Source organism: Streptomyces sp. CNT360 (assembly GCF_000424785.1).
The window spans coordinates 766,080-777,509 of the sequence record NZ_AUKO01000001.1 but is presented as its reverse complement, the minus strand read 5'-3'; the positions used below and the strand labels follow the sequence as shown (position 1 = coordinate 777,509).

General features: G+C 75.2%; 1 protein-coding gene. It reads left to right on the top strand.

The annotated features are described in order from the left end of the window. Positions 1–2 precede the first annotated feature (2 nt). Entirely contained in the window at positions 3–11,429 is an 11,427-nt protein-coding gene (locus H297_RS34205; RefSeq protein WP_051351441.1) for a type I polyketide synthase, read from the top strand. The last annotated feature ends 1 nt before the right edge of the window (position 11,430 follow it).

The window sequence follows — 11,430 nt, the reverse complement described above, 5'->3', positions numbered from 1 at the left end:
ACATGGACAACGAGCAGAAACTTCGCGACTACCTCAAGCGGGCGATGGTCGATCTGCGCGAGAGCCGTCAGCGGGTGCACGAGCTCGAGGAGCGCGCCCACGAACCGATCGCGATCGTCGGCATGGCGTGCCGGCTTCCAGGCGGCGTCGCCTCCCCCGACGACCTGTGGCAGCTACTGGGCGCCGGACGGGACGCGGTCGGTCCGTTCCCGGAGGGCCGCGGCTGGAACCTGGAGAACCTGTACCACCCGGACCCCGACCACCTGGGGACCTCGTACTGCCGCGAGGGCGGCTTCCTGTACGAGGCGGACCGGTTCGACGCCGAGTTCTTCGGTATCGGTCCCCGCGAGGCCACGGCGATGGACCCTCAGCAGCGGCTGCTGCTGGAGACGGCCTGGGAGGCCTTCGAGCACGCGGGCATCGACCCGACCGCGCTGCGGGGCACCCGTACCGGGGTGTACGCGGGTGTCATGTACGACGACTACGGCTCCCGGACCCCGCAGGAGCCGGAGGACTTCGAGGGCTACCTGCTGACCGGCAGCGCCGGCAGCATCGCGTCGGGCCGGCTGTCCTACACCTTCGGCTTCGAGGGGCCGGCGGTGACGGTCGACACGGCGTGTTCGTCCTCGCTGGTCGCGCTGCACCTGGCCGCGCAGTCGCTGCGTCAGGGGGAGTGCTCGACGGCGCTCGCCGGCGGTGTGACGGTGATGGCGACGCCGGGCACGTTCGTGGAGTTCTCCCGGCAGCGCGGGCTGGCGCCGGACGGGCGCTGCAAGGCGTTCTCCGCTTCGGCGGACGGTACGGGCTGGGCCGAGGGCGTCGGTCTGCTGGTGCTGGAGCGGCTGTCGGACGCGCAGCGCAGCGGGCACCGGGTGCTGGCGGTGCTGCGTGGCTCCGCGGTGAACCAGGACGGTGCGAGCAGCCAGCTGACCGCGCCGAACGGGCCGTCGCAGGAGCGGGTCATCCGGGCCGCGCTGGCTGGCGCGCGGCTGTCGGCGTCCGAGGTGGACGCGGTGGAGGCGCACGGCACGGGTACGCGCCTGGGCGATCCGATCGAGGCGCGGGCACTGGTGTCCACGTACGGGCAGGACCGCGAAGAGCCGCTGCGGCTGGGCTCGCTGAAGTCGAACATCGGTCACACGCAGGCCGCGGCGGGCGTCGCGGGCGTGATCAAGATGGTCTTGGCCATGCGCAACGGGGTCATGCCCGCGACGCTGCACGTGGACGAGCCGACCTCGGAGGCCGACTGGTCGGCGGGCACGGTGCAACTGCTGACGCGGGCTCAGCAGTGGCCGGAGCTCGACCGTCCGCGGCGTACGGGTGTGTCGTCGTTCGGGATCAGCGGGACCAACGCGCACGTGATCCTCGAAGAGGCGCCGCGCGAGGGTGCCGCCGATCCTGCGGCAGGGCCGGATGCCCCCGTACCGCAGCCGGAGCCGGGCCTGCCGGCACCGTGGCTGCTCTCCGCCAAGTCGCAGGCCGCGCTACGGGCGCAGGCGAGCCGGCTGCTGGCCTGGACCGCCGACCACCCCGAGGCGGATGACGCCGACATCGCCGCCGCGCTGACCACCACGCGCGCCCAGCTGGGCCGCCGCGGTGCGGTGCTCGGCGCCGACCGGGACGCCCGCCTCGCCGGCCTGGAGGCACTGGCCGCGGGGTCGGCATCACCGCAGGTGGTGTCGGGTGCCGTCACGACCGGTGAGACCGCCTTCCTGTTCACAGGGCAGGGCGCACAACGCATCGGGATGGGCTCCGAGCTGGCTGCCGCCTTCCCCGTATTCGCCGCCGCCCTCGACGAGGTGTGTGCCGCATTCGACGCCCTGCTCCCGGTCTCGCTGTGCGACGTCATGTCCGGAGCCGCTGACGACGCCGAGGGCCTGGCGCGGCTCGACCGGACGGAGTTCACGCAGCCGGCGCTGTTCGCGTTCGAGGTGGCGCAGTACCGCCTGCTGGAGTCGTTCGGCGTGACCCCGGATGTGGTGGCCGGGCATTCGATCGGTGAGCTGGCCGCGGCGTACGTGGCCGGGGTGTGGTCGCTCGCCGACGCGTGCCGGCTCGTCGCCGCTCGCGGCCGGCTGATGGGCGCGCTGCCGCGCGGTGGCGCGATGCTCGCCGCCGCGGTGCCGGAGGAGCGGGCACGGGAGCTGGCCGCGGCCGGGACGCTCTCGCTGGCGGCCGTGAACGCGCCCGCAGCGGCGGTGTTCTCGGGCGAGAGCGTGGCGGTCGCCGCACTGGAGGAGCGGCTGGCCGGCGAGGGCGTGAAGACGACCCGGCTGACGGTCAGCCACGCCTTCCACTCGGCGCTGATGGAGCCGATGCTCACCGCGTACGAGCAGGTTGCCGGCTCGGTGGAGTACCGGACGCCCCGTATCGGCGTGTGTTCCACGGTGTCCGGCACGGCGGCCGGGCCCGAACTGCTGACGCCGCAGTACTGGGTGCGGCAGGTGCGCGAGGCTGTGCGTTTCGCCCCTGCGGTGCGGTCCCTCGCTGACGCCGGTGTGTGCCGGTTCGTCGAAGTCGGTCCGGACGCGGTGCTGGCGGCGCTGACCCGGCAGACGCTGGGCGACGAGGAGGCGTCCCACGCGCTGGTCGCGGCGGCGTCACGGCGCGGCGCCGACGAGGCAGACCAGTTCCTGCGGCTGCTTGCCGCCGCCCACTGCGCGGGCACCGGCGTCGACTGGACGCCGCTGACCCCGGGACGGTCGGCCACCCCTCTCGACCTGCCCGGATACGCCTTCCAGCACCGCCGTTACTGGGCGCTGCCCGACGACGGCGCACTCGGCGACCTGGGCCGCGCCGGCCTCTTCGGGCTCGAACACCCGCTGCTGCGCGTCGCCGCGCCGCTCGCGGGCCGCGACGAGTGGCTGTTCAGCGGCAGGCTCTCCACCGCCGACCAGCCGTGGATCGCGGACCACACGGCCTTCGGATCGATACTGCTGCCCGGCACCGGGTTCGTCGATCTCGCGCTGGCCGCGGGCCGCCGCCTGGAGCTGCCCGTCGTGGACGAACTCGTCCTGTCGGCGCCGCTGCTGCTCGACGGCGCCGACGCCGTGGACGTACAGGTCTCGGTGAGCGAGCCCGACCACACCGGCCGGAGAAGCCTGTCGATCCACTCGCGCCCCGCCGTGGCCGCAGGGCCGGCCGACGCGGGCGGGCCGGACTGGACGCTGCACGCCACCGGTGCCCTCGCCCACGCCGACGGCACGGCGCCCGCCTGGACCGACCCCGACTGGCCGCCGGCCGACGACGCGCCGGCCGACCACGTGCAGCTGTACGACCGGCTCGCCGACCTGGGATTCGGCTACGGCCCCAGCTTCCAGGGCGTACGCGCGGCCTGGACCAGCGGCGAGGAGGTGTTCGCCGAGGTGGCCCTCGACGAGGCGAGCGCGGGCCGGGCGGCCGGGTTCGGGGTGCATCCGGCGCTGCTGGACGCGACCTTCCACGCCGTCCTCGGCGCGCTCGCCGAGGACCTGCCCGACGGCAGGCTGCCGCTGCCGTTCTCCTTCGGCGGCGTCCGGGTGTTCCGGTACGGCGCCACCGCGGTCCGCGCCCGCATCATCCGCTGGGGGTCGGAAAAGGTGCGTATCGACGCCTGCGACGCCACCGGCGCCGCGGTGCTGTCGATCGACGCCGTGCTCGCCCGCCCCGCGGACGCGAGCGCCCTGGCCGGAGCCGGCGAGCCGCTCCACGCCCTCGACTGGACGCCGGTGCCGGCGCCCGAGGCGCCGGAGCGGCGGCTGGTCGCACTGGGCCGGCCCGTCCCGGGCTGCGCCGAGACGTTCGAGGACGCCGCGGCGTACGCGGCCGGCGGGGACCACGCGGGCGCAGCGGTCGTCTGGGCGCCCCAGACGGCGCCGGCAAACGGCGACGACGTCCCCGCGACCATCCGCACCGCCGTGCACGGCGCCCTCGCGGTGCTGCGCGACTGGCTTACGGAACCGGCCTGCGCCGACGCCACACTCGTCGTGCTGACCCGCAACGGCGCAGGTCTGCCCGGCGAGACGCCGGACCCCGCGGCAGCAGCCGTCCGCGGCCTGGTGCGCAGCGCGCAGTCGGAATACCCGGGGCGCATCGTGAACATCGACCTCGACGGCGCCGACCCGTACGGCAGCGGCCCGCACGACAACGGGATCGCGGACCTGCACCAGCGGATCGCCGCCGCGGCCGGCACGGACGAGCCGCAGCTGGCGTTCCGCGACGCCGCCACGCTGGCGCCGCGGCTGGTCCGTACGGCCGCCGCCGAAGGGGCCGGCGCATCCTTCGGCGACGGCACGGTCCTGATCACCGGCGGCGCGGGCGGACTCGGCGCCGTCACCGCACGCCATCTGGTCACCCGGCACGGGGTGCGCAGCCTGCTGCTCGCCTCGCGCCGTGGCTCCGCCGCGCCGGGCGTCGAGGAGCTGGTCGCCGAGCTGACAGCGCTGGGCGCCGACGTACGTGTCGCCGCCTGTGACGTCAGCGACCGCGCCGCGGTCGCGGCGCTGCTGGAGGCCGTACCGGCGCACGCACCGCTGACCGCCGTCGTGCACACCGCGGGCGTGGCCGACGACGGCACCGTCGAGACCCTGACCGCGGGGCAGGTGGACCGGGTGCTCGCCCCGAAGGCCGACGCCGCCTGGCATCTGCACGAGCTCACCCGCCACCTGGACCTGTCGGCGTTCGTGCTGTTCTCCTCCGCCGGGCCGCTCCTCGGCGGCCAGGGTCAGGGCAACTACGCCGCCGCGAACGCGTCGCTGGACGCGCTCGCCCAGGTGCGCCGTAGCTCCGGGCTGCCCGCGCATGCGCTGGCCTGGGGGCTGTGGAAGCTCGGCATGGCCGAGGCGTTGAACGACCCCGGCGCCGGCCACCTGGAGCGCCGGATCCGCACGCGGCTCGGCCTGGCCCCGATCGAGCCGGACGCCGGCATGCGGATGTTCGACCGTGCGCTGCACACGGACGAGCCGCTGCTGCTGACCGCGCTCCTCGACACCCCCGCCCTCATCGCGCTCGGCCGACTGGGCACGCTGCCCGCGGTGCTGCGCGGCCTGATCCACGTACCGGCGCGTGGCCACGTCGCCGACAGCCCGCTGCGCCAGCGGCTGCTCGACGCCCCCGCCGAGCAGTGGGAGGCGCTGATCCGCGACGAGGTGCGCGCGATCGCCGCCGCGGTCCTCGGCCACGAGTCGGCCGACGCCATCGACCCCGAAGTGCCCTTCACCGACCTGGGCTTCGACTCCCTCGGCGGAGTCGAGTTCCGCAACAAGGTGACCGCCGCCACGGGCGTCCAGCTACCGTCCACGCTGGTATTCGACTATCCGACCGCCGCCGCCGTCGCCGGCTTCCTGCGTACCCGGGTCGACGGCTCGGCGCCGGCGCGGCCGCGCCCCACCGCGGCCCCGGCCAGGCCCAGGGCGGACGAGCCGATCGCGATCGTCGGCATGAGCTGCCGGTACCCCGGCGGCGTCGGGAACCCCGACCAGCTCTGGGAACTCCTCGACGGGCGCGTCGACGCGATCACGACGATCCCGGGCGACCGGAACTGGGACGTCGACGAGCTGTACGACGCCGACCCCGGCAAACCCGGCAAGATCTACACCCGGGAAGGCGGCTTCCTGCCCGCCGCGGGCGACTTCGACGCCGCCTTCTTCGGCATCGGCCCCCGAGAGGCGGCGGCGATGGACCCGCAGCAGCGGCTGCTGCTCGAGGCGTCCTGGGAAGCGCTCGAAGACGCCGGCATCGACCCGGTCGCCCTGCGCGGCAGCGACACCGGGGTGTACGCGGGCGTCATGTACCAGGACTACGGCTACACGGCGCGCGAGGCCGCCGACGGCGCCGCGGAAGGCTATCTGGCGACCGGGTCGGCCGGCAGCGTCGTCTCCGGCCGGGTGTCCTACGCCCTGGGCCTGGAGGGGCCCGCGGTGACGGTGGACACGGCCTGTTCGTCGTCGCTGGTGGCCCTGCACCAGGCGGTGCAGGCGCTGCGCGTCGGGGACGCGTCGCTGGTCCTGGCCAGCGGGGTGACGGTCATGTCGACCCCGCTGCTGTTCCAGGAGTTCTCGCGGCAGCGGGCGCTGTCGCCGGACGGGCGCTGCAAGGCGTTTTCGAGCACCGCGGACGGTGTCGCGTGGTCCGAGGGCGTCGGTGTGCTCGCCCTGGAGCGGCTGTCCGACGCGCAGCGCAACGGGCGCCCGGTGCTGGCCGTGATCCGCGGCAGCGCGGTCAACCAGGACGGCGCGAGCAACGGCCTGACCGCACCGAACGGCCCGTCCCAGGAGCGGGTGATCGCGCGGGCCCTGGCCAACGCCGGGGTGGCCGCGGCCGATGTGGACGCGGTGGAGGCGCACGGCACCGGCACCACGCTGGGCGACCCGATCGAGGCACAGGCACTGATCAACGCCTACGGGCAGGACCGCGCCGAGCCGCTGCGGATCGGGTCGCTGAAGTCGAACATCGGGCACGCGCAGGCCGCCGCCGGCGTCGGCGGTGTGATCAAGATGGTGCAGGCGCTGCGGCACGAGACGCTGCCGTCCACCCTGCACGTGGACGCGCCGTCGCCGCACGTGGAGTGGCCGCAGGAGGCGGTACGGATCCTGACCGAGGCCGAGCCGTGGCCGGCTGGGGAGCGTACCCGCCGGGCAGGTGTGTCGTCGTTCGGGATCAGCGGGACCAACGCGCACGTCATCCTCGAAGAGGCGCCCGCGGGCCCGCCGGCGCCGGCCGGGGCGCTGTGCCCGGCGGCCCTGCCGCTGCTGCTGTCCGCGCGGACGCCCGCCGCACTGCGGACCCAGGCGCGCCGGCTGCACGACGCGCTGTGCGAACGTCCGGAGCTCGCCTTGGCCGACGTCGCGGCGACGCTGGCGCTGCGCCGCGCGCAACTCGAGCAGCGCGCCGCCGTCGTGGGCCCTGACCGGGAGACGCTGCTGGCGGGCCTCGCGCGGCTGGCGGTGGACGAGCCGGGTCCTGGCGTCGTCAACGGCGCTGGTCCGGCAGGCAGTACGGCATTCCTGTTCACCGGGCAGGGCGCGCAGCGGGCCGGGATGGGCGCCGGTCTTCACCGGGAGTTCCCGGCCTTCGCGACTGCGCTCGACGAGGTGTGCGCGGAGTTCGACGCGCACTTGGAGCGTCCGCTGCGGGAGGTGATGTTCGACGCGCCGGCCGATGCGGGCGGCGCGGCCGCGGAGACGCTGCTGGACCGCACCGAGTACGCGCAGCCCGCGCTGTTCGCCTTCGAGGTGGCGATGTACCGCCTCGTCGAGTCGTTCGGCGTCACGCCGGATGCGGTGGCCGGGCATTCGATCGGCGAGCTGGCCGCGGCGTACGTGGCCGGGGTGTGGTCGCTGGCCGACGCGTGCCGGCTCGTCGCGGCCCGGGGGCGGCTGATGGGAGTGCTGCCGGCAGGCGGCGGCATGCTGGCCGCCGCGGTGCCGGAGGAGCGGGCCGTGGGACTGCTGGCCGAGCCGGCCTTCGCCGCCCTCTCGCTGGCCGCGGTGAACGCCCCCGACGCGGTGGTCTTCTCCGGGGGCACCGAGGCGGTCGCGGCGGTCGAGTCGCGGCTGGAGACCGAGGGCGTCAAGACCAGCAGGCTGCGGGTGAGCCACGCGTTCCACTCCGCCTCGATGGATCCGATGCTGACCGAGTTCGAGGAGGTCGCCGCGGGCCTGACGTACCACCGGCCGCGCATCCCCCTGTGCTCCACGGTCTCCGGCGTGTTCGCCGACGACGCGCTGAGTACGCCGGGCTACTGGGTACGGCAGGTGCGCCAGACCGTGCGCTTCGCCCCGGCGGTGCGGTCGCTGCTCGACTCGGGTGCGGGCCTGTTCGTCGAGCTGGGCCCGGACGCGGTGCTGACGGCGATGACCCGCGCCACCGTGGCGGCGGACCCCGCGACGCGCGCCTCGGCGGTCGCGGGCTCCCGCCGCACCACTGCCGAACCCGAGCAGTTGGCCGCCGCGCTGGCCACCGCGCACTGCGCGGCCCGGCCGGTGCGGTGGGCGACGTACTTCGGAGACCGGCCGCAGGCACGGATCACGCTGCCCACCTATCCCTTCGAGCACGAGCGCTTCTGGCTGCGGCCCGCCGAGGCCGCCGCCGCGCCGCTCGCCGGTGCCGAAGCCGCCGGCCATCCGCTGCTGCACTCCCGGGTGCAGCTCGCCGGCAAGGACGAGTGGCTGTTCACGGGCAGGCTCTCGCCACGCACGCACCCGTGGCTCGCCGACCACGTCGTCTCCGGCGCGGTCCTCGTGCCGGGCACCGGGTTCGTGGAGCTGGCGCTGGCCGCCGGCGCCCGGACCGGCGTGCCGCGACTGGCGGAACTGACGCTCGCCGAGCCGCTGATGCTTCCGGCCGACGGCGCCGCGGACCTTCAGCTCACCGTGGGCGAACCCGACGCGGACGGGCAGCGGCCCGTGACCGTCCACGCCCGTACCGCCGACGCCTGGGTGCCGCATGCCCACGGCCTGCTCGCGCCCGCGGCGCCCGGCGCGGTGCCGGACTGGTCCCGGGCGTGGCCTCCGGCCGCGGGCGAGCCGGTCGACGCGCAGCAGGTGTACCTCGCGCTCGGCAGCCTCGGCTTCGGGTACGGCCCGGCGTTCCAGGGGGTACGGGCCGCGTGGTCGCGTGGGGAGGAGGTCTTCGTCGACCTGGCGCTCGACACCGGAACCGCCGAGGACGCCACCGGCTTCGTGCTGCACCCCGCGCTGCTGGACGCCGTATTCCACGCGGCTGTCGGCCGGCTCGCCGAGGGCGGGCCCGACGGCCGGGTGCCGCTCCCGTTCGCTTTCGGCGGCGTCCAGCCGGCCCGGACCGGCCCGGGTGCGCTGCGTGCCCGCATCGCCCGTACCGCGCCGAACACCTTCTGCGTGGACGCGGTCGATGAGACCGGTGGGCTCGTGCTGAGCATGGAGTCGGTGCGCTTCCGCCCGATCGAGCGGGACGCGCTGGCCAAGCTGCGCGGCGCAGCACCGCTTCTCGACCTTGAGTGGGAGGCCCTGCCCGAAGGCTCCGCAGCGGAACCCGGGCGCCCCGGACGTACGGTCGTGCTCGGCGACCCGGCGGCCGTCGTGGCCCCCGAGCCCCTGGCGAGCTGCGCCGGTCTCGCGGAACTCGCCGCCCTGCCGGAAGCTCCCGACACGGTGGTCTGGGCGGCACCCCGCGGCACCGGCGCCGGCGCGGCGGACGTACACGACGGCGTGCTGCGGACGCTCGCGCTGTTGCAGGAGTGGCTAGGATTCGGCCATCCCGGCCGGCTCGCGGTCGTGACCCGTACGGCCGCCGGGCTGCCCGGCGAGGAACCCGATCTCGTCGGGGCCGCCGTGGCGGGCCTGGTGCGCAGCGCACAGGCCGAGCACCCGGGGCGGTTCCTGCTCGTCGACCACGACGGCGACGCCCTGCCGCTCGCGTCGCTGGCCGGCGCCGCGAGTCAGGACGAGCCGAACCTGGCCGTCCGCGAGGGGCGGATCCTGGCGCCGCGGTTGCGGCAGCTGCCTGCCACCGCGCCGGACGCGGCTCCGTCGTTCGGCCAGGGCACGGTGCTCATCACCGGCGGCACCGGCGGCATCGGCGCGATCGTCGCCCGCCATCTGGCCGCGGCGCACGGCACCCGGCGGCTGCTGCTGGCGTCACGGCGCGGTGCCGCCGCGGACGGCGCCGCCGAGCTGGCCGCGGAGCTGACCCGCCTCGGCGCCCACGTGCGGGTCGAGGCGTGCGACTTCACGGACCGCACCGCGGTCCGGGACCTGCTGGCCGGCATCGACGGCGACGCCCCGCTGACCGCCGTCATCCATGCGGCGGGCGTCCTGGACGACGGCACGATCGACACCCTCACCGACGAGCAGACGACACGGGTGCTGGCGCCGAAGGTCGATGCGGCGCTGCACCTGCACGAGCTGACCCGCGACCTGGACCTGTCGGCGTTCGTGCTGTTCTCGTCCGCGGCGCCGTTGCTCGGCGGACAGGGACAGGGCAACTACGCCGCCGCGAACAGCGCGCTGGACGCGCTGGCCCGGATGCGGCGGTCCGCGGGCCTGCCCGCGCACTCGCTGGCCTGGGGCCTGTGGACCGTCGGCATGGCGGAACTCCTCAGCGGGGAGGGCGCCGGGCAGTACGTCCGCCAGATCCGGGCCAGGCTGGGCCTGGTGCCGATCGACGCGGAGTCCGGGATGGCGCTGTTCGACAACGCGCTCGCGACCGACCGGGCGACACCCGTGACAGCGCTGCTGGACACCGCGGCGCTCACCGGCCTGGCGCGCGGCGGCACCCTGCCCGCGGTACTGCGCGGCATGGTCCGGGTGCCCCCGGTCGGCACGAGCGCCGGTGCCAGCCTGGCGCGGCAGCTGGCCGCGCTGCCGGACGCGGACCGCGACGGCGTGATCCTGCGGGAGGTGCGCAACGTCGCCGCGGCGGTCCTGGGCCACGTGTCCGGCGACGCGATCGACCCGGACGCGCCGTTCACCGAGCTCGGCTTCGACTCCCTGGGTGCCGTCGAGTTCCGCAACCGGCTGGCCCAGCTGACCGAGCTGACGCTGCCGTCCACGCTGGTCTTCGACCACCCGACCGCCGCCGATGTGGCGAAGCTGGTGCGCTCGCGGATCGAGGAACCCGGGACCGGCGTGGCCGATCAGGCACCCTCCGGCGTACGTGGCACGATCACCGACCTGGTGTCGGCGGCGCATCGCCGGGGTGAGCTGGCAGGAGCGATGCCCCTGCTGACCGCGGGCTCGGCGCTGATGCCCACGTACGCCGCCGCCGAGGCCGCCGCACAGCGCCCGGCTGCGAAGCTCCTGGCGCGCGGCGCCGCGGCACCGGCACTGATCTGCGTTCCCTCGTTCCTGCCGGGCTCGGGCCCGCACCAGTTCGCCCGCCTGGCCCGCGAACTGGGCCCCGATCGGCAGGTCAGCGCGCTCCCGCTGCCCGGCACGCGCGTGGGCGACGACCTGCCGGCGACCTGGGCGGCGGCGATCGAGAGCCTCGCCGCGGCCGTGGCACTGGAACATAGGGCCCCGGTGGCGCTCGTCGGCTATTCGGTCGGTGGTGCGGTCGCCCATGCGGTCGCCCGGCGGCTGGAGGACGACGGCCACGAGCTCGCGGGCGTCGCGATGATCGACACCTATTCGACGCACGACGTCGAACTCAACCGCCTCGTGCTCACCGACGCGCTGGGGCAGATCCTGTCGCGGGACAACGCACTGACCCCGGTGGACGATCACGGCCTGGTGGCCCTCGGCGGCTATGCGCAGATATACCCCGAGCGCGAGGCCGAGCCGATCGCAGCGCCGACGCTGGACCTGCGGGCCACCGTGACGCTGAGCGGATTCGGGGACGTCGACCCTGTCCCCGACTGGCAACATCGCGGACCGACCGAGCACATCGAGTCGGACCACTTCTCGATCATCGAGGAACGGGCGGCGGAGACCGCTGCGCACCTGCGCCGCTGGCTCGATGCGGTCGGGTAGT

What these genes read in the sequence shown, in the direction of transcription:
- H297_RS34205 (WP_051351441.1), top strand. Translation starts at nt 3, where the DNA reads ATGGACAACGAGCAGAAACTTCGCGACTACCTCAAGCGGGCGATGGTC.